The 18,162-nt window shown below is 59.0% G+C and carries 14 protein-coding genes; 1 reads left to right on the top strand and 13 read right to left on the bottom strand.

Annotated elements, in window-relative coordinates; translation table 11 throughout:
• Window positions 1–3: 3 nt before the first annotated feature.
• The 13 genes from ACEN8Z_RS17200 to ACEN8Z_RS17140 form a co-directional block, all read right to left on the bottom strand.
• On the bottom strand, window positions 4–1,389 hold the full coding sequence (locus tag ACEN8Z_RS17200) for an NfeD family protein (protein WP_495595008.1): 1,386 nt from the start codon (window positions 1,387–1,389) through the stop codon (window positions 4–6).
• A 128-nt stretch (window positions 1,390–1,517) separates the two neighbouring features.
• A complete protein-coding gene (locus ACEN8Z_RS17195) occupies window positions 1,518–2,273 on the bottom strand; it encodes an ABC transporter ATP-binding protein (protein WP_495595007.1) in 756 nt (251 codons plus the stop codon).
• Window positions 2,267–3,328: a FecCD family ABC transporter permease gene (locus ACEN8Z_RS17190; protein WP_495595006.1), complete on the bottom strand. Its 1,062-nt coding sequence runs from the start codon at window positions 3,326–3,328 to the stop codon at window positions 2,267–2,269. Before ACEN8Z_RS17190 ends, ACEN8Z_RS17195 begins: the two co-directional genes overlap by 7 nt.
• Window positions 3,325–4,512: an ABC transporter substrate-binding protein gene (locus tag ACEN8Z_RS17185; protein ID WP_495595005.1), complete on the bottom strand. Its 1,188-nt coding sequence runs from the start codon at window positions 4,510–4,512 to the stop codon at window positions 3,325–3,327. Before ACEN8Z_RS17185 ends, ACEN8Z_RS17190 begins: the two co-directional genes overlap by 4 nt.
• A 62-nt stretch (window positions 4,513–4,574) precedes the next feature.
• Window positions 4,575–6,989 (bottom strand): TonB-dependent siderophore receptor, encoded by a 2,415-nt coding sequence (locus ACEN8Z_RS17180; RefSeq protein WP_495595004.1) that lies wholly within the window; start codon window positions 6,987–6,989, stop codon window positions 4,575–4,577.
• Window positions 6,990–7,086: 97 nt separating this feature from the next.
• Window positions 7,087–8,064, bottom strand: a complete 978-nt coding sequence (locus ACEN8Z_RS17175) for a FecR domain-containing protein (RefSeq protein ID WP_495595003.1) — start codon at window positions 8,062–8,064, stop codon at window positions 7,087–7,089.
• Window positions 8,065–8,580 carry a sigma-70 family RNA polymerase sigma factor gene (locus ACEN8Z_RS17170; protein ID WP_495595002.1) on the bottom strand — a complete coding sequence of 172 codons (516 nt, stop codon included), beginning with the start codon at window positions 8,578–8,580 and terminating at the stop codon, window positions 8,065–8,067.
• A gap of 86 nt (window positions 8,581–8,666) precedes the next feature.
• Window positions 8,667–9,851 (bottom strand): aminotransferase class V-fold PLP-dependent enzyme, encoded by a 1,185-nt coding sequence (locus tag ACEN8Z_RS17165; protein WP_495595001.1) that lies wholly within the window; start codon window positions 9,849–9,851, stop codon window positions 8,667–8,669.
• A 15-nt stretch (window positions 9,852–9,866) separates the two neighbouring features.
• A complete protein-coding gene (locus ACEN8Z_RS17160) occupies window positions 9,867–11,111 on the bottom strand; it encodes an MFS transporter (RefSeq protein ID WP_495595000.1) in 1,245 nt (414 codons plus the stop codon).
• Between the two features lie 13 nt (window positions 11,112–11,124).
• Window positions 11,125–12,975 carry an IucA/IucC family protein gene (locus tag ACEN8Z_RS17155; protein ID WP_495594999.1) on the bottom strand — a complete coding sequence of 617 codons (1,851 nt, stop codon included), beginning with the start codon at window positions 12,973–12,975 and terminating at the stop codon, window positions 11,125–11,127.
• A gap of 36 nt (window positions 12,976–13,011) precedes the next feature.
• Window positions 13,012–14,172 carry an NAD/NADP octopine/nopaline dehydrogenase family protein gene (locus ACEN8Z_RS17150; protein WP_495594998.1) on the bottom strand — a complete coding sequence of 387 codons (1,161 nt, stop codon included), beginning with the start codon at window positions 14,170–14,172 and terminating at the stop codon, window positions 13,012–13,014.
• A gap of 28 nt (window positions 14,173–14,200) precedes the next feature.
• On the bottom strand, window positions 14,201–15,244 hold the full coding sequence (locus ACEN8Z_RS17145; protein WP_442097558.1) for a PLP-dependent cysteine synthase family protein: 1,044 nt from the start codon (window positions 15,242–15,244) through the stop codon (window positions 14,201–14,203).
• Between the two features lie 14 nt (window positions 15,245–15,258).
• Complete coding sequence (locus ACEN8Z_RS17140) at window positions 15,259–16,653, bottom strand: Y4yA family PLP-dependent enzyme (RefSeq protein ID WP_495594997.1); 1,395 nt, start codon at window positions 16,651–16,653, stop codon at window positions 15,259–15,261.
• Window positions 16,654–17,266: 613 nt separating this feature from the next.
• Between ACEN8Z_RS17140 and ACEN8Z_RS17135 the strand changes: the two genes are divergently transcribed.
• Window positions 17,267–18,157, top strand: a complete 891-nt coding sequence (locus ACEN8Z_RS17135; protein ID WP_495594996.1) for an HpcH/HpaI aldolase/citrate lyase family protein — start codon at window positions 17,267–17,269, stop codon at window positions 18,155–18,157.
• The last annotated feature ends 5 nt before the right edge of the window (window positions 18,158–18,162 follow it).

Below are 18,162 nucleotides of genomic sequence, written 5' to 3'. Positions count from 1 at the left end.
GGATCAACCTCCTGACGGTGACGTTTCATCCAGCGCAATAACGTCCAGCATCACGCCCGTGCGCCTCACCACCCGGACCTGTTGGCCCAGGTGCAGGGGCGAGCAGCTCTGAACTTGCCATTTTTCGCCCTGCAGTTGCACCCAGCCGCTCATAGGCAGACCCGGCAGCAGCCCCGTCACCGTGGCCAGGCTGCCGACCAAGCCCGCATCGCCGCTGACCAAGGCACGGCGTCTGGCCTTGAGCGCCATGCCGACCAGAGTCATAAGCAACAGGGCGCTGACTAGTGCCATGCCGATGATCAGCGTCAACGGAATGCCAAAGCCCGGTACATCGGTGTCCATCAAAATCACTGCGCCAACTACAAAAGCAACCACCCCACCGAAGCCGATTACACCGAAACTCGGTAGAAACGCCTCGGCGATCATGAAGGCGATCCCTAGCAGAATCAGTCCGACCCCGGCGTAATTCACGGGCAACAGTTGCAGGGCATACAGCCCCAGCAACAGGCAGATGCCACCTAGCACCCCACCAACGCTCGACCCAGGGTTCATGAACTCGAATATCAAGCCATAGACCCCGAGCATAATCAGCAGCAACGCCACGCTGGGGTTGGTGATCACCGCCAGCAGTTGTGTGCGCCAATCAGGCGCATGGTCGATGAGCGTAACCCCGGCGGTGCTCAGCCTCAACGTTTGACCGGAGACATTCAGGCTCTTGCCGTTCAATTGCTTGAGCAGGTCTGCCACGTCATTGGCCACATAATCGACCACCTTGAGTTTGAGCGCTTCGTGGGCCGACAGGCTGAGCGATTCACGTACCGCTTGTTCGGCCCAGTCGGCATTGCGTCCGCGTAGTTGCGCAAGACCACGGATGTAAGCCGCCGCATCGTTGATCTGTTTTCGAGTCAAGGTGTCCCGTAGCTCAGGCGGAGAATTCTTGTCAGTGGTGGGCGTGGTGGGTGAGCGAGGTGGTTCGGGTGCGGTACCGGGCAGGCCGCCGATCTGCACCGGTGTAGCAGCGCCCAGGTTGGTGCCCGGGGTCATCGCGGCAATGTGGCTGGCATACAAAATATAGGTGCCGGCGCTGGCCGCACGTGCGCCACTAGGGGCGACGAAACTTGCCACTGGCAAGGGACTGGCCAGAATCGCCTTAATAATTAAACGCATTGAGGTGTCCAGCCCGCCGGGGGTGTCGAGGCTGATGACCACCAACTGCGCACCCTCGGTCACCGCACGCGCCAGGCCGCGCTCCACGTAGTCGGCACTGGCCGGACCAATAGCATCGTTGACGATCAGTACCACGACACTGCCTGCAGCCGTCGTCGAACCCGTCGGTAACCCGATCAGTATTACTAGCAGGAGCAGGCGGCACCACCAGTGACTGTTCACGGAACCTCCCGGTTGCGGGTATGACAGCCTGCAACCCTCACTTAAAGCGTAGTTGAGTCAGTCATGGGCGATGCAGGCGCGGCGATTGGTCCGTTGCCTATACAGATAGGGGCGATCATTGCAAGCCATCAAACAATATCGTCAATCACGATATGCCGTTGCCCACGACTGCACTGCTCAATCCGGGCCTCAACCTTATAAACGTTGCGCAGCATCAATTCGGTAATCACCTCGTGACTCGGGCCGCTGCCTTGCGTGGTGCCGTCGGCAATTACCAGAACCTGATCGGCGAAACGCAGCGCCTGGTTCAGGTCGTGGATGGCGATGAACACAATGACTTCGCGTTTTCGGGCCAGGCTGCGCATGAAGTTCAGCACCTGAACCTGCCGATGCATGTCCAGGGCGCTAGTCGGTTCGTCCATCAGCAGTATTTCCGGTTCGCGTACCAGGGTTTGCGCGATGGACACCAACTGTTGCTGACCGCCGCTGAGTTCACCTAGGTTGCGAAAGGACAATCCGGTGATGCCCAGCGCCGCGAGAATCTCATCGACCAGTTTCAATTCATCATCGTGAACGACCCAGCCCGGCGTCAGTTGCTTGCGCGCGAGCAGCACCGATTCATACACCGTCAACCGGGCGCTGGCATTCAGACCCTGGGGCATGTAGCTGATGCCCGTCGGGCCTTTTTTCGACTCTTGCAAGATCACCTGTCCGGGGCCGTCGATCAGCCCGGCCATGCGCTTGAACAGCGTCGATTTGCCCGCCGCGTTGGGCCCGACTACGGCGACCACCTGCCCGCCGAAAAACGTCGCCGTCGAGACACCACCAATGATCTCGCGCTGACCGTAGCGGGCACCGAGATTCTCCAGCTGCAGTTTCACCATGAGTTTTTCTTCCCGCCGAGAATCAGAGATATGAAAAACGGTACGCCGATCAGCGACGTGACCACGCCGATGGGGAATATCGCGCCAGGGATCAGGGTTTTGCTGACCACCGAGCTGGCCGACAGAATCAACGAGCCGGTCAGCAAGGAGGCGGGCAGGAAAAACCGCTGGTCTTCACCGATCAGCATGCGGGCGATGTGTGGACCGACTAGCCCGATGAAACCGATAGTGCCGACGAAGGCCACTGGAAACGAGGCGAGCAGACTGACCATGATCAGCGTCTGAAAACGCAGGCTGCGCACATTAATGCCGAAACTGGCGGCCTTGTCGTCGCCCAGGCGCAGGGCGGTCAAGGCCCAGGCACGTTTGGCGAAGATCGGCAGGGTGATGAGGATCACCAGGCAGATGACCCCCAGTTTCGGCCACGTAGCTTTGGTCAGGCTGCCCATGGTCCAGAACACCACGGCGGCCACGGCTTGTTCGGTGGCAAAGAACTGCACCAGCGCCAACAGCGCATTGAAGGTGAACACCAGCGCTATACCGAGCAACACGATGGTTTCGGCGGTGACGCCGCGACGCATGCTCAGAAAGTGGATCAGCAGCGCCGACAACATGGCCATGATGAACGCGTTCAGTGGCACCATGAATTGCGCCGCCAGCGGGAACAGTGCGACGCCGAATGCCAGCCCCAACGCGGCGCCGAAGCTGGCGGCGGCGGAAATGCCCAGGGTGAACGGGCTGGCGAGTGGGTTGTTGAGGATGGTTTGCATCTGCGCGCCGGCCAGCGACAACGCCGCGCCAACGGCAACCGCCATTAACGCCACCGGCAAGCGTATATCCCACATCACCACGCGCACCTGCGGTGAAGCGCTGTCCGGCGAAAACAATGCGCCGAGTACCTCGCTGAGGCTGTAGCTCGCCGGGCCCAGGGCCAGATCGAGCAGCACGCTGCACATCAACAAGATCGCCAGCCCGGCGAGGATCAGGCGTTTACGCAGCACCAGGCGACGATAGGTTTCGCGCTGCACGACCACGACGTCGGTCAACGAGCTCATGGTTTAACCTCAGGCTGACGCAAGCTGACAAAGTAGCCCGACTCATACGGCACCGGCAGGAAGCGCTCATGCAGCTCGCGGAATGAGGCGTCCGGATCGAGATCGGCAAACAGCTCCGGATGGAACCATTTCGCCAATTGCGCAATGGCGACGAATTGGTAAGGACTGTTGTAGAACTGATGCCAGATGGCATGGAAGGCTTGATCGTCCTGGGCCTTGATGCCGGCGTAGGCTGGACGCCGGGTGTACCAGGCGAGTTTTTTCCTGGCTTGTGTCATGTCCGCGCCCGGACCGACGCCGACCCAATGGCCGCCGGGGGCAAAAGCTTCCCAGTTGGCGGTGGTGACCACTACGTGCGCAGGATTGGCAACGATGACTTGCTCGGGGTTCAACTGGCCGAACGTGGTCGCAATGATGCGGCGGGCAATGTTGTTGCCACCGGCCATCTCGACGAACAGGCCGAAGTTCTCGTTGCCGAAACTCAGGCAGCAATCATCGGTGTAGCCGCCGATGCGCTCAATGAACACGTTGGGGCGGGGCGGGTGTTGTTTCTCGATGATGTCGGTGACGCGATGAATCTGCTGGTTACGGAAATCGATGAAGGCTTCGGCGCGTTCCTCTTTGCCGAACAGTTGGCCGAACAGGCGCATGGTCGGCTCGGTGTTCTGGATCGGGTTGTTGCGAAAGTCAACGTACACCACCGGGATGCCCAGAGCGTCGAGCTTTTCGATGTAGCGGGCATCTTCGGTGGCGTGCTGCGCCTCGATATTGAGGATGATCACGTCCGGACGCTGGGAAATTGCCTGCTCAATGTCGAAGGTGCCGTCTTCAAAGCCGCCAAAGGTGGGAATCCTGGCGATGTCGGGGAATTTGCGCAGGTATGCATTGTAGGTGTCGGGATCCGACTGGATCAGGTCCTTGCGCCAACCGACGATGCGTTCGATGGGGTTTTGTGTGTCGAGGGCGGCAACCAGATACAGCTGGCGGCCTTCACCAAGAATGACGCGTCTGACCGGCAAGTGAACCTTGACCTTGCGTCCCAGCAGATCGCTCACCTCGGTGCGCGCCGAGGCCACTTCGGCGGCGTGCACGTTGCGCGGAGCGAGGAAAAAAAGTGCCAGGCCCAGCAGTCCCGCCAGTAGCAGCGCAGCGAAAGCGTGGCTGCGTCGATCAAAAGTCACCATGGTCAAAGCCTTTGCAAAAGTCAGATCGGTCAACGGCTCACACCGTCGCCTGGCTGAACGTTTCAGAAATCGACAGTCGCCGACAGTAATAAGGTGCGCGGTGAGCCTTGGGAGAACGCGCCATAAGAGGCAACGCCCGACCAGTACTCGTGATCCAACACGTTCTGCACAGTGGCGCGAAACGTGGTCGGTCGTTCATCGATGCGTGTGGTGTAGCGCACGCCGACATCAAAGCGGGTCCAGTCATCCAGTTTCTGGGTGTTGGCCTGGTTTACGTACTGGCTACCGGTATGGATCGCACCCCCGGTCAGCGTCAGGCCTTCGACCCACGAGGTGTCCCATTCGGCCCAGAGATTGGCTTGAACTTCCGGCACCCCCACCGGTTTATTGCCGCGGTTGGCGGCCGCAGCGGTTTTGGTCAATTGGGCATCGAGCAGGGTCACGCCACCGAGCAGCCGAGTGCCTGGGGCGACTTCGCCGAACACATTCAGCTCCAGCCCACGGTTGCGCTGTTCGCCCTGCACGGAAAACACCCCGCAGGCCTGTTCGCCGCTGGGTTTGGTGATTTGAAACAGGGCGAGGGTGGAGGTGAAAGTGCCGTAGTCGGCCTTGACCCCGAGTTCGTGCTGGCGGGAGACGTAAGGGGCAAAAATCTCGCCGGCGTTCGATGCGGTGGAAGGCGCGATGTCACCCTTGCTCAGGCCTTCGATGTAGTTGTAGTAAAACGAAACATGGTCCCAGGGTTTGATCACCGCGCCAAACAGCGGTGTGGTTCTGCCGTCGTCGTATGACGTGGTGACCACCCCGGCCGCGTTGTAGTTGTCGGATTTGATGTTCTGTTTGCGCACGCCCAAGGTCACCTGAACGCGTTCATCCAGCACCGACAGCGTGTCGGCCAGGGCCACGCCGGTCAGTTCGCTCTCGGACACTTTCGGCGTGTCCGGCTTGGGGATGAAAGGCTTCGGACGATCAACCGGGTGGTAAATGTTCGACAAAATCGGCGCACCGGAAATGATCCCTCGGGACAACACATCGCGATAACGGCTGACTTGCAGAACTGTGCGGTGACTGATCGGCCCGGTGTCGAAGCGCAGGCGGGCACCGGCGTCGAGGGTGTACCGCTCGACGTCGAACTTGTAATAGCCGGGGATTGAAGAGGTGTCGCCGGCGGCGTTGATGATGGTCGGGGTCTGGTCGGACATCCGCGCAACATCCGATTTGCCGCCACCGGCATGGGTGAAAACAGTCAGCGTGTCGCTGAGCTCGTATTCGCCGCTGAGCAGGGCGGATTTGTCACGGGTTTGCGACCAGCCCCATTTCTGGCTGACGTTGGTTCGGCCATTGGCGGCGGAGGGAATGTCTACGCCCGAGGCGATCAAAAACGGCCGCGAAGCGGCGTCGAAACTTTCTTTCTGGTTGAGCCAGTCGAGGCTGGTGCGCAGGCGTTCACCCTGATAATCGAGGGAAATGGCACCAATATCGACGTGGCGCGATTGATCGTCGATGACCGTGTCGCCCAGCTGGGTGCTGCCGTTGATGCGCACACCGAACCGGCGATCCTCACCAAAGCGTCGACTGACGTCGATGTGACCACCGAGTTGCGAATCCATGGCGTAACTGGCAGTGAAACGGGTCAGATCCTCTTCCAGGGAGCGCTTGGGCACCACGTTGATGATGCCGCCGACCGCGCTGTTGGGCGACATGCCATAGAGCAGGGCGCCGGGGCCTTTGACCAGTTCGATACGCTCGGTGTATTCGGTGAACACCCGGTAGTTCGGCGCCACGCCGTACACGCCGTCGAATGCCAGTTCACCGAGGTTGCCTTCACCGACAGGAAAGCCACGGATGAAGAACGAGTCGACAATCCCGCCTGTCTGGCCAGTGGAGCGCACCGATGAATCGCGTTCCAGCACATCACCGACGGTAACGGCCTGTTGGTCCCTGATCAGCGCCGAGGTGTAGGTGCTGACGCTGAAGGGGGCATCCATCACGTCGGTATTGCCCAGAACGCCCAGACGCCCGCCGTTGCCAACCTGCCCACCGGCATACACCGGCGGCAGGGTGTCGGTATGCCTGGCAGTGCCGATGATTGCCGTTTCATCCAGCGTCACCCGGCGCGGCACCAGTGTGTAGCTGCCGTCGCTGCGCAAAACCATGTCCAGGCCACTGCCCTCCAGCAGGCGAGTGACCGCCTCTTGCGTGGAGTAATTGCCGATCAACGCAGGGCTGGTCAGGCCTTCGGTCAACGATGGCTGGAACGACAGGGCAATGCCGGCATCCACGGCGAAGCTCGACAGGGTTGCGCCCAGCGGCCCGGAGGGAATGTTATAGGCACGGACCGCCACAGAATCCAGTTGCGCAGGCACGACGGCCAAGGCAAACGGGCAAACGGCACCGATCAGGACAAGGCTTAGCAACGCACTGCGAATGACTGGTTTGAACTGATGATCCGGACGCAGATGGCGTGCAGCGAACATGAATGGATGGACCTATAAAACAGGACGGAAAGGTTCTTCTTCCCCATAGCCAGTCGAGATCAAGAAAAGTATCAGCTGATCGGCGATTTTTTTCGACTCAGGCGGGAGAGAGCATGACCCAGAAGCCATTCAAATGGCCGCTGACAAGGATTGGGTAGGTTTGCACCAGCATGTTCAGCGTGCGCTGGGTGTCGCTGATCGGATAGGCACCGGAAATACGCAGATCGGCAATCGCAGGATCCAGACGCACGAAGCCGCGGCGGTAGCGTGTCAGTTCGGCAACGAAGTCAGCCAGGCGCATCTTGTCAGCCATCAACAAGCCTTGGGTCCAGGCGCCGATGTAGCGATCGACGGCGGTGACCCCGCCAAAGGTTTTGGATGAGAAGTCGGTGCGCTGCCCTGCGTTGATGACCAACGGCGTTCCTTGGCGATTTTCGGCGAGTTCGACCTTCACTGCGCCGTCCAGCACTGCAAGGTGGGTGCGTGGCTGCAATTCTCGAACGGTGAATCGTGTGCCCAGAGCCTGCATGCGACCCTGGCGGGTGCTGACCAGAAACGGCCGGGCCAGCGGAGAAATATCCGCTGCGGTCTGCACCAGTATTTCGCCTTCGTGCAGGTGAATGAGTCGTTGGCTGGCGTCGAACAGCACGTCGATGGCGGTGTCGGTGTTCAGGGTGATTTTCGAACCGTCGGCCAGGGTCAGCTCGCGTTGCTGGCCGACGGTGGTGCGATAGTCGGCCGACCATTGCTGGGATTCTGCCAGTTTCCAGCTGCCCCAACCGACCGGCAGGATTGCCAGAATCATCGCCAGCTTGCCCAGCGCCGCGCGACGCTCAGGGCTGCTTGGGCGGTCGAGTGCCGACATCGCCAGAGACGGTGGCAAGCCGCCGAGTTTGGTCTGCAATAACTGCGCGCGGGCCCAGGCACGGCCGCGATCGGGCGTGCTGATTTTCCAGCATTCCCATTCGGCACGTTCAGTTTCACTGAGTTCGCCTTCACTCAAACGGATCAACCAGTCCGCGGCCTCTTCAAGTACCTGGTGATCGAGGTGCGGCTCGTTGCGGCGAGTAAGCATTCACTCCACCAGCAACAGGCACTGTACGAAGGCTTGCTTCATATAGCGTTTGACGGTGATCAGCGATACGCCCAGTTTCTGGGCGATGTCGTCGTACTTCAGGCCGCTGATCTGCGAAAGCAGGAACGCGCGTTTGACCAGTGGCGGCAGGGCGTCGAGCATCGCATCGATTTCGTGCAGGGTCTCCAGCACCATGAAACGCAATTCCGGTGAAGGCACCTGCGGGGCAGGCATATGGGCGAGGGCATCCAGATAGGCGCGTTCAAGTGCCTTGCGCTGATACCAGTTGACCAAAATGCCCTTGGCCACGCAGCTCAGGTACGCGCGCGGTTGTTCGATGACGGTCACTTGAGAGGCGAGGATGCGGGTGAAGGTGTCCTGCGCCAGATCCGCTGCATCCATGGCGTTACCCAGTTTTTTTCTCAGCGTCGCGTACAGCCAGCCGTGATGGCCGCTGTACAGGGCTTCGATCGCGCGCAGGTGATGGTCGTTATTCGCGGGAAGGGTTTCGCTCATGGCTGCAGGTTTTTTTTGCAATTGAGAAGTATTCCCAATGCTAGTTTACAAACCGGCTGCGACGCAAGTGCCGAGTGGAATCGCTTTCAGACTCTCGGCAGGCGGCTCAGCGCTGCAATCATCGTGTCGATTTCCGTTTCGGTGTTGTACGCGTGGAGCGAGGCGCGGCTGACCTCCAGCAGGTCCCGGTGCTGCATGTCGAGCAGCGTCGAGCGGAATGTCGAGGTGGTGACGTTGATGCGTTTTTCCTGTCCCGCCAGCCACTGCTGGAGCTGTGCAGCACTGCTGTCCCGGTGGGTGAATGTCACGATGCCTGACTTTTGAATGCCCGGGTCACGCAGCGTGAAGCCCGGAATGTCCGTCAGTCGCTGACGCAAGTAACCAGCCAGTTGTTGAATCCGCAACCACATCGGTTCGAGGCCTTGCGCCAGCGCGTACTCAACCGCAGCACCGAGGCCCAGTTTGGCGGCAACGTTACACTCCCAGTTCTCGAAGCGTCGGGCGTCGGCGCGGATTTTGAACGTGTCAGCTGTCTGCAAGGACGCGGCATGCAGGTCGAGAAAGACCGGCTCCAGGTTCTGGCACAGAGATCTTTCTACATACAAAAAACCCATCCCCCGAGGCCCACGCAGGTATTTGCGGCTGGTGGCCGCAAGCATGTGACAGCCGATTTTCTGCACGTCGATAGGCATTTGCCCGACACCCTGGCAGGCATCAAGCAGAAACAGCACGCCGGCAGCGCGGGCGAGGGCGCCGATCTGCTCGATGGGCTGCACCGGCCCGCCATTGGTGGCGATCACCGGCAGGGAAATCAACGCGACGCGATCATCGCCCAGCATGTCCTTCAGGGCCGGCAGTGACACCTGGCCGTGCTCATCGTTGGGGATGACGCGGATTTCAATGCCGCGCTGCTTCTTCAGTTGCAGGTAAGGAATGTAATTGCCGGCGTACTCGGTGGTCGAGGTCAGCACCACATCGCCGGGTTGCAGCGGTAACGAATAGAAAGCCATGTCCCAGGCGCGGGTCGCGTTTTCGATCACCGCGATTTCATCGGGCTGGGCGTTGATCAGACGACCGATGGCGCCATACACATTTTCCAGTTCGGCCGACTGTTGCCCGGCCGCTTCATAACCGCCAAGACTCGCTTCAAGCTGAATGTGGCGGGTCATGACCTCGATCACCGGCGTAGGCATCAGCGCCGCACCGGCGTTGTTGAAGTGGATCAGTTGCGCGACAGCGGGGGTGTCGGCGCGCAGTTGTTCAATGTTCAAAGCAAGGTTCCTTGATCAATCCCCGGGCGGGGCATGACTCGGTTGCATCACCGCAGGCAAGTAACGCAAGGCGACAATCGGGATCAGCGCCACCACGTAGGCCAGGCAAACGAACAGGTAGGTGTACTGCAAGCCATAGACCTGACTGAGCAAACCGCCGGCCGAGATACCCGCAATCGACGCAAATTGCGCGGTGCCCTGGGCAATCCCCAGTACATGGCCTTGTTGCGAGCTGTCGGCGGTTTTCGAGATCAGCGCCATCAACACCGGTGTGGTAGCCCCCAGCAATACGCCCCAGATGAAGTACGCGATGACAAACACCAGCGGATTGCGCGTGACACCTGCCACAGCGGTGAGGACGATGCAGCCGATGACCACATAGGTAATGCGATGCAGCGTTTCCTGTTGACTACGGTGTTCGAAATAACGCGACCAGGCGGTGGCCGAAAGAATGAAGCCCAACGCCAGCAAGCCATAGCACAGGCCAACCACCGAATTGCTGACCTCGAACACCGAGCTGACATATAGCGAGAAAGAGGTCTGCGGGAGCATTCGCGCCAGCAGCAAAATGCCCATCACGCCAAGCAGCGACAGCAACGGCGAACCTTGCCACACACTGCCTGAACGGCTGGCCGGCGCAGCCTTGTCCGCGACCGGTGCTTTCTTCACCGGAGGCACATCCGGCAAGGTGACGGCCGCGATCAGGGTGCACACCGCACACAATGCCGAGGCGATGATGTTGATCCAGAAGAACGTGGCGTAATCGAGGATCAACCCGCCGACGACCGCTCCCAGCAACGAACCGACGTTGGTCGAGATTTGCAGGATGGCGAACAGCCGCGCCCGCCGCGAAGGCGCTTCGATACTGACGCCGTAAGCCTGTGCCGGGGCGATGTACCCGGCGAAGGCGCCTTGCAGAAAACGCAGGATCAGAATGACCCAGATGTCGTTGAAGAGGGCCAGCCCAAGCTGGGTCAACGACAATCCGGCGAGGGCGCGGATCATCATCAACTTGTGGCCGTAGCGATCGCCGATACGGCCCCAGAATGCACTGGTCAGAATAATGCCCAGCATCGGTCCGACGTACACGGCGATGCTGGCGAAGCTGAAAACCGACTCTGAGGCGGTCAGCCCACGCAGGTGGACAGGCCAGAACGGCCCGCTCATTTCCATCGCGCCCATGGACACCAACTGGATCGCAAATAGAAGATAAATCAGGATTCTTACTCTCGAACCCTGGATGACACCTGCATGGGACATGGGTCAGCCTCGGTTAAACGCTAGCGAGCGGGTTGGTCAGGGTGTGTTGCAAACGATAGTTGGAGTACTGCATCAAGTGCATGCGCAACAACGATCGGGTCGGCCATGGATCTTCCACGAACGCCTTGCGTTCGACTTCCCACAGCGTTGGCGAGACACGGTCGCGCACGGCTTCGAATGCAAGGTCGGTCTCCTCGCGCAAAACCGCCCACAGCCGTGTGTTGTTCAACCCGTACTCCCTGGTCAGCCACAGCGCCATTTCGTGCAGATGGGTCAGGAACGCCGCGTCGAGCACGAACATGCGTACCGGCTCGATATCACCTGAGAATACCGTCGGCAGAATACCCGGCTGCACATGGGGCTGAAGGGCATAGCCGCGCTCTTCCAAAAGCGGTGCGTAAGTCCTGCCGTCGCCGAAATCGCGGATCAGCAGACTACGTGCTTTGCCGTCGGGGGAGAACAGCACCATGGTGTTTTGCTGATGCGCTTCAAGACCGATGCCATACATCAGATAGATCGCCACCACCGGGTGGGTCACCACTTTGGCGTACTGGCGGAACCAGCTTTCAACCTGGGTGGCTTTCGCCCGCACGCCGTCGCGCTCGATCAGATCGGTGAACAGCGGCCGACCACTGCCGGGCAAGCGGGTGAACAGTGACGCCACGGTAATCGGCAGACATTCGTCGCTGCGTTCGAACGCTTGCTGACTGGCACGAAAGACCACGGACAGATGACGCCCGGGATTATCGTCCTGAGTAATCGCGTTTTTGTAACGCACGCCGATTTCTTCCGGGAAGATCTCCAGACGCTGATCGAAGCCTTTTTCGGCGTCCAGAATCCTGGCGATCACCGTGCTGATGCGCGGCCCCATATGGATCGACTTGGCTTGCAGGCTGCGCAGTTCGCTGGTCATCCACACTGCAATCGGCAATTTGATCAGCGGCGCGCAGTCGTCCAACACCGGCATCATCGTGCGGTACGACATGGTCGGCAGGGTCGCAATGTCCGGACCATCGGTGATCAGAATGCCTTCTTCGATTTCCGCCGCAAACGTCTTGAGCACATACGCCTGCAGGTGCCAGGCGTGAATCGGCAGCGGCAGCCACTGGGTTTCATCCAGCCCTTTGCTGTTGAGCGAGGCCTTCCATTGTTCCCATTGCGCCGGGAAGTTGCTGGCGAACCAGTCGTGGTAACTGGTCACATGCGGCATGCTTTCGCTTTTCGAATGGTCGGCACGCAACGCGGCGATACGCAGCGGCACTTGAGCGTTGAACTCGGGGGACAACTGCTCGACTTCAGCATCGGTCAGGCCCGGACGGGATTTCCAGGTCGGGTAATACGGATGGCCTTCCAGCGAGCCCCACTGGTCGAGAAGGATGGCGGCGTCCTTGGTGTTGGCCTGCTTGCGCAGATAATCGGTGAAGCTGGTGAGCCCCTGATCCTTGGTGGCCTGCTCCAGCCGCGCATTCCATTGCTGACGATGCTGGCGGGCGTGGGCGTCGTTGGTCAGGCTGTTTTCCATGTCGGACTTGAGCCCGGCCACGCCTTCGTCGGTGGGCTCGAAGTCGAAGCTGTCACGCAGCACATCCAGCATGTCTTGATGGCTGGTGATGACCTGTCGCACACCTTCATCGGTCAACAGCACCACGTCACCGTCGTTGACCACGGTGTCGGCCGGGCCTTTGGCAATGTCGGAGAAAAACAGATGGGCGCGGGCACCCTTCAACGGATAAGTGGCTTGGTTCCCCTCGACGGAAAAGCTCAGGGCCGAACGGTCGAGAATGTTCTCGGCAAAAAGGCAACGGATCAAGCGTCGCATGGCGTTTTGGCGGGAGTAGGCGATCAGTGTCTTGAAGTCATCCATATCAGCGGTCTGCTCGTCGAAAATTAAACAAAGAGATCAAGCGGCGGCGTTTGCCGTGCGTGGCCAGTGGCTTGGGAAGTAGTCGAGTGCCGAATCGCGCAGGCCTTGCATGTAGGCAACGCTCCACTGCAAGACTTCTTCGATGTAGGGCACCTTCAGCTCGAAGCGCCTGGCCATTTCCACCAGCAAGACCAGGCCATAGGCGACGTCTTCATTGAAGGCGCGGCTCTCGCGTTCGATCACGTAGCCGGCGCGGTTGTCGCCGGCCGGCACCATCGGCGCGAGGATGTCGTTGTAGGCCTGGTTGGTGCGCAGAATCGAAAGCATGCTGCTCTGGTCGCGGATCTGGTCACCGTAGGCCTCGACGATTTCCTGTTTCAGGGATTTGACCGAGGACAGGTCGATGCCCATGCGCTGGCTGATGACCGCACACAAGTCCTGGCTTTCCTGATCCATGCGTTCGAGGAAGTAGGCGCCCAGTTCCGGGCACTCGGTCCACCAGCACATGCGTTGCGGGAAAATCTTGCGATGCCATTGGCCGTAGGGGCCGATCAGCCCGTAGATCACCGAGCTGTGCATGATTGGATTGCCCGGTGTCAGGGTGATTTCCAGGTAATTGTCGAGCATCGTCACGCATGGCCCGTACAAGGTGGTGAGGATGTCCTGCAGCTGCTGGCGCGATTTCTGCGATTCTCGAGCGTGGGTCGCCACATACAATTGGCTTTTGCCGCCGCCCATTTTGATCGACCGCCCCGGTGTCAGCTCAAACGCAGTATGCGGGACATCCTTCATCCCCCAGATCACCAGGTTGGGGCGATCGGCCAGGGTGGCTTCGGCCAGCCAGTCGAAACCGCAGAAACCCGGAATCGCGCCGACGTACACCGGTTTGCTGGCGCTCAGGTGCGGTGCAATGGCTTGCAAGGTTTGCGGCCGGGCATGGGCGGGGACAGTGATGATGACGATGTCGGCATCTTCAACGGCAGTCTTGGCATCGGTGGTCACGCGATCCAGTCGGGCGCTCATCGTCGAGCCATCGGGCAACAATGCCTGCATCGGCGTCTGACGCGCGTGCTGTTCGATGACCTGCGGATTGCCGGTGAGCATCGAAACCTGAACATTGGGCAGCTGTTTAAACAGGATGGCGTTGAGATGGCCGGTCCTGCCGCCACCACAGATGGCGACTTTCAACAGATTCATCGAGAGGCGTTCCTTGGTGATGGGTGGGTCATGCGACGCTCAGTTGCAGCGGCGCGGAAACGGATTCCAGCCATTGGGTCTTGCCCAGCCAGGCGTCCAGTTGCGGCGCGACATTCGGATCAAGCAGATCACGCTCTTGCAGCCATTTATCGTCGAACACCGTGTGCAGGTACTTTTCGCCGCCGTCGGCGATCGGCACGACCACGTTGCCGGTCAACACGCCTTTGTGGATCAGTTCCAGTGCCTTGAAAATTGCGCCACCGGTCGAGCCACCCACCAGCAGCGCGAGGTTGCGGGCGATGTAGCGGGCGCTTTCGAAAGCCTGTGAGTCGGTGACTTGCACGCCCAGATCGATGCAGCTGTAGTCGAGCACCAGGCCGACAGTGTCACCGGCCGGAGTGCCAGTGCCTGATTGGTAGTAGGGATAGCCGGGATGGCCGAAGACGATCGAGCCGGCCGGTTCCACTGCGACTGTCACGGTGCCGGGGTTGTGCAGTTTCAAGCCACGAGCGATACCGGTCATCGAACCACCGGTGCCGACACAACCGACGTAGGCACCGATAGCGCCTTCAGCCTGAGCGATGGTTTCGCGGACGAAATCACTGTAGCCACCAGCGTTGGCCGCGTTGTCGGATTGATTCATGAACACGGCGCCAGGAATCTCGCTCGCCAGTTCCGCCGCGAGTCGCTGACGCTCGACCACCGCAACTTCATCTTCGCGATAGGTGCCTTTGACGAATCGAATGTCGGCGCCCAGCGCCTTCATCACCGCGATCTTGTCTTGCGCTGCGTGGTGATCGACCACGGCAATGAAGTGCAAACCAAACTCGACCGCTGCCATGGCCAGACCAATCCCGGTGTTGCCGGAGGACGATTCGACGACCACACCGCCGGGTTTCAGGCGACCGGACTTGAGCGCAGCCAGCACCATATTGCGTGCCATGCGATCTTTGATGCTGCCGCCGGGGTTGTTCTTTTCAATCTTCAGCAACAAACGTGCGTTGGTATCCGGAACATCAATGCCCAACATTGGAGTGTTACCAATAAGATCCGAAACTTTATTCAATATCATTTCAATTATTACCTTTAGTAGTCAGGTGAAAACGCATAGTTACCTTCCGTACAACAGGTCGCCGTCAACCGCCGGGGCAGGGGATGGCGATGAAACTCGTTCTCCAGCAAGTCCATCTGATAACCGGCGGTATTGACATAAATCAATAAGTCACCTGTTTGGGGTGCAGTGCCGAAGTTGATAAGCCGATGCGTAATCACATCATCGTCCAGGCAACTGTGGCCTGCGATATAAGCTTGGGTCGGGGTGCATGGGAGTTCTTTTGTGCTGATCAGTATTGGATCTACCAGGTATTCAGAAGAAAACCAGGTTTCACAGGCGCTGAAGCTACTGCCTTCAACAAAGATGACGGTTTTATTGTCGGCAAGTTTTTTCGTGCGGGTGACGCGAAACAATGAAATAGCTGCTTGATCTACCAGGCTTCGGCCGGGTTCCAATGCCAGCGTTATATTCTGAAGCTTCAGGTAATTGGCAATGGACAGTCCCGGCGAATGATCGGCTTCGAGCAATAGCGTCAACCATTGCGGTGCCGTCAGGTCACTGCCATAAGGATAATAAGAGTCAGGGACTGACTGGTTGTAATAGTGGCTGGGCTTGTTCTCGTCTTGCAAAAAAAGACCGTAGGCCTGTGGCTCGACATAACGAATCGGCAGGCCTCCACCAATGTCGATCATCAGCGGATTCAAACCCATTTCCTGAGCTGCTTCGACAAACGCCGTTACCTCACGGAACGCCTGCGCGCGGGATTCAAATCCATAGCCGCCCAGATGGAAATGGAAACCCTCGAAGTGAAAAATCGCAGATTGCCTGGTCAGCCGTTGAAGGCATTCAAGCAAGTCTTCCGAGCCCATTCCAAATCGGCTTTTCGGGCAGCTTTTCGGCCTGTAACGCAGTAAAAGTCTGGCTTTGGTGAGGGCAGGTCGCGATTCGATCACGATTTTGAGGTGTTCGAATTCCTCCAGCGAGTCCACGCAAATCAGTGAGCCCGCACTGACCAGCGCCTGATGAAACATGGCTGTTTTTGCCGGTCCCGTGGCGCAGATTTTTGCTGCCGGCGTACCGGCCTGCAACGCGGCTTCCAGTTCGTGGATGCTCGACACATCGACGCCGATACCCGAGTTTGCCGCAGCGCTCAGCATGCTCTGGGACTTGTTGGCCTTGGCGCCGTAGAAGATGGCGTGAGTCACGTTGTACTGTTTCAACACGGCCTGCAGGGCCTTCGTGTTCACTTCAAAAGCATGGGGCCAAACCAGATTCAACGGCGACCCATGTTGTTTGACCAAGTCAATAAGTATGCTTGGGAAGTTATTGATAAGCGTATAAATAACGGGGTCGATCAGCGGTTTTAGCATGTCCGGCTGATGGACGTTATTTCGCTTTTCAACAGGTGATTTATTGGTTGCAAGCATAGTTAACCCCTGGCGTCGAAAATAACCTCGCCATTGATGTGTCGATAACTGATCGTTATCGAAAGATGTAGTCTTTTTTACTCGTCAGATACGAGACTTTAAACACCCTGGAGGCGGATGCCAGGCGAAATCTGAAGATGAATCCGTATGGCCGATCGTAATAAATGGCTCGCAAAACAATTGCATGAGAACCCCATTCCATAAGGTTTGTACGGATGTTCTGGTTGGCCGCTAGTTGATGGCCAGTCCTCTGTAGATGACCAGTAACTGATATTCAAATGACATCACTGACATGTACTTCCCGTGATACTGATCGCTGGCTCTGAAACGAGGATAGTTCCTCTTGACGGCGTGAACCATATTGCGAACGCGAACGATTATCAAGTAAGGTTTTCAAATATTTTTGAATGAAGACCTACGCAGGGCGAATTCATGAGCGTGTATTTACACGCTCAAGTACGCGTTCGTCCCGACATAAAAAAACCCTTAATACCTTGATCAATAAGGCGTTAAGGGCTGTTGCGAGACGCCCCGGGCAGGCACGGAAATCCGCCGCCGGCGGGGCCTGGAAATTTTCAGAAATCACGACTGGTTCACGCCAAGGAGCAACATCATGCAATCCGATCGACTCAGCAGCAAAACCCCACTCGCGATCAGCTACCTGTTCGTGCCGGGCAACCGACCCGAGCGGTTTTCCAAAGCCGTCGAAGCGGGGCCGGACGCGATCATTCTCGACCTTGAGGATGCCGTTCACCCAGACAGCAAAGCCGCAGCCCGCGCCGCCATCTGGGCGTGGCAGGAGAGCACGCCAAAGGTTTCCTGCGAGCGTTTCATCCGCCTGAACAGCGTCAGCAGCCCGCTGTTTCGCCAGGACCTGACCTGGCTCAGCGACATGCGCTATCCCGAGCGGTGCAGCGGAATCTTTCTGCCCAAGGCCGAATGCCCCGAGACCCTGGCGCGGGTGGTCGAACGCCTGCTCGAGTGGCAGCCGGAGCTGAAGATTATCGCGATCATCGAGACTGCCAAGGGCCTGCAACAGGTCGAGTCGATTGCGGTGATTCCGGGCCTGGCGCGCCTGGCGTTCGGCTCGCTGGATTTCTCGCTCGATATCAACTGCAGCCAGACTCCCGAGGCGTTTCTCTTCGCCCGCAACCGCATTGTGCTGGCTTCGCGCACGGCGAATTTGCCGGCACCGATCGACGGTGTCACGCCGGCGATCAGCGATCTGGCGGTTGTCACCAAGGACTCACATTACGCACGCTCGCTGGGATTCGGCGCCAAGTTGTGCATCCACCCCTCGCAACTGCTCTCGGTGCAGCGCGCTTTCCTGCCGGATTCGCGCCAATTGGCGTGGGCCGACCGGGTGATGAGGGCGGTGGCTACGGGCAGTCATGCGGTGCAAGTGGATGGCGAGATGGTCGACTTGCCGCTGATCGAACACGCCCAGCGCCTGCTCGATGTGGCCAGCCAGTACACGCCAATTGCCCGCGCCGATGCCTGCTGAATCCC

The organism is Pseudomonas sp. Pseusp10 (assembly GCF_059492225.1).
This window is presented reverse-complemented; position numbering and strand designations above follow the sequence as displayed.

What these genes read in the sequence shown, in the direction of transcription:
- ACEN8Z_RS17145 (WP_442097558.1), bottom strand. Translation starts at nt 15,244, where the DNA reads ATGATATTGAATAAAGTTTCGGATCTTATTGGTAACACTCCAATGTTG.
- ACEN8Z_RS17195 (WP_495595007.1), bottom strand. Translation starts at nt 2,273, where the DNA reads ATGGTGAAACTGCAGCTGGAGAATCTCGGTGCCCGCTACGGTCAGCGC.
- ACEN8Z_RS17135 (WP_495594996.1), top strand. Translation starts at nt 17,267, where the DNA reads ATGCAATCCGATCGACTCAGCAGCAAAACCCCACTCGCGATCAGCTAC.
- ACEN8Z_RS17155 (WP_495594999.1), bottom strand. Translation starts at nt 12,975, where the DNA reads ATGGATGACTTCAAGACACTGATCGCCTACTCCCGCCAAAACGCCATG.
- ACEN8Z_RS17170 (WP_495595002.1), bottom strand. Translation starts at nt 8,580, where the DNA reads ATGAGCGAAACCCTTCCCGCGAATAACGACCATCACCTGCGCGCGATC.
- ACEN8Z_RS17140 (WP_495594997.1), bottom strand. Translation starts at nt 16,653, where the DNA reads ATGCTTGCAACCAATAAATCACCTGTTGAAAAGCGAAATAACGTCCAT.
- ACEN8Z_RS17185 (WP_495595005.1), bottom strand. Translation starts at nt 4,512, where the DNA reads ATGGTGACTTTTGATCGACGCAGCCACGCTTTCGCTGCGCTGCTACTG.
- ACEN8Z_RS17150 (WP_495594998.1), bottom strand. Translation starts at nt 14,172, where the DNA reads ATGAATCTGTTGAAAGTCGCCATCTGTGGTGGCGGCAGGACCGGCCAT.
- ACEN8Z_RS17175 (WP_495595003.1), bottom strand. Translation starts at nt 8,064, where the DNA reads ATGCTTACTCGCCGCAACGAGCCGCACCTCGATCACCAGGTACTTGAA.
- ACEN8Z_RS17190 (WP_495595006.1), bottom strand. Translation starts at nt 3,328, where the DNA reads ATGAGCTCGTTGACCGACGTCGTGGTCGTGCAGCGCGAAACCTATCGT.
- ACEN8Z_RS17160 (WP_495595000.1), bottom strand. Translation starts at nt 11,111, where the DNA reads ATGTCCCATGCAGGTGTCATCCAGGGTTCGAGAGTAAGAATCCTGATT.
- ACEN8Z_RS17180 (WP_495595004.1), bottom strand. Translation starts at nt 6,989, where the DNA reads ATGTTCGCTGCACGCCATCTGCGTCCGGATCATCAGTTCAAACCAGTC.